The organism is Kitasatospora sp. NPDC001660, assembly GCF_053596725.1.
The window spans coordinates 1-1292 of sequence record NZ_JBSFGU010000143.1; the positions used below are offsets into that span (position 1 = coordinate 1).

At 73.4% G+C, this 1292-nt stretch carries 2 protein-coding genes; both read left to right on the top strand.

From position 1 onward, the window contains the following. Positions 1-96 precede the first annotated feature (96 nt). Complete coding sequence (locus ACWCXH_RS39925; protein WP_449806419.1) at positions 97-312, top strand: hypothetical protein; 216 nt, start codon at positions 97-99, stop codon at positions 310-312. 67 nt (positions 313-379) lie between these two features. Next, entirely contained in the window at positions 380-1096 is a 717-nt protein-coding gene (locus ACWCXH_RS39930) for an endonuclease/exonuclease/phosphatase family protein (RefSeq protein ID WP_449806420.1), read from the top strand. The last annotated feature ends 196 nt before the right edge of the window (positions 1097-1292 follow it).

Here is a 1292-nt window from a genome sequence, read left to right on the forward strand (position 1 = left end):
TCTCACGGACCTGCACGCGTTCAGCCACGCGATCATTCTGACCGCCCGGAGCCGCCAGCCGCAGCAACCGGGCGCCTCGTCACAAGAGGGCGAACGTTGTCTGATGCGGCACTAGTCCTGTTCGCCGCCACCGCCCGGGAATGCGAACGCATCGCCGCCCAGGCCGCACCGGGCCAGCGCATCGAGGTCATCGAACAGCCGCACCGGCCCGAACCCCCTGGCCTACCCCCGCCCCCCTGGAAGGCCCCCGACGTCCACAACACCGAGGACGGGCGCACCCAGTCGTCGATCGATGCCGACAACATCCGGTAGCAGGCGTTCAGTTGCACCACGGCGTCGTCTGCGTGCGCGGGGCGGCGATTCGCTAACATCGCGACGTGTGATCACGATAGCCACCTGGAACGTCCTGCACCGCGTGCACGCCGAGAACTGGGGGGAGGACGTCGTGCAACGCTGGCCGGACGAGTCGGAACGGATCGCCGCGGTCACGGCGCGGCTGGCCGAACGGACCGAGCAGGTCATCGCCCTGCAGGAGGTCAGCGGCGACCAGCTGGCCGGCCTTCGCCTCGCGCTGACCGACCGGACCATCCACACGCTGCGGTACCCGCGCGTCCCGAGGCCGCGGCACGGCACCTGCTCGTTGCGCGACGCCGCGGAGTACCTCGTGCTCCTGGTCGACGGACCCAGCCTGGAGGTCGCCGCTGAGCCGTTCGACGACGACCCGGGCAAGGGAGCGCTCGCCGTCGAGGCCGCGGGAACACTCGTCGTCGCCACCCATGTGAGCGGCGACCAGCGGCGCACGCACCAGCTGGCGCGCCTGGCCGAACTGGCCACCACTCCACCGGGACACGCGGCAGTGCTCCTCGGCGACTTCAACACCGACCGCGCCACCGTGGCATCGGCCCTGGGCGCGGGCTTCGCCGTCGCGGACCTGCCGCCGGACGCCGTGCCGACCCGACCGCACACGTCCGGCTCGGCACCTGAGTGGATCGACCACGTGGTCGTGCGGGGCACCGGCGTCGTCGGCAGCGCGGCGGTCGAGAGCATGGACGGCCTCTCGGACCACAACCTCGTCCGCGCGTGCATCCCGGCGTGAGCCGCCGCCCCACGACCCCTCACCGCCGCCGGACCGGGCGCCGACGCCGGCGCACCACCTCGGGGCCCGGGGCCGTCGACACCGCCTCCACCGCACGGTGGTTGGCGCGCTCGACGTTCCCCGCCACCCGGGCGCAGCCCTCGCAGTTCTCCAGGTGCCGGGCCAGTTCGGGGCCGCGCCGGCGGCCGGGGCGCCG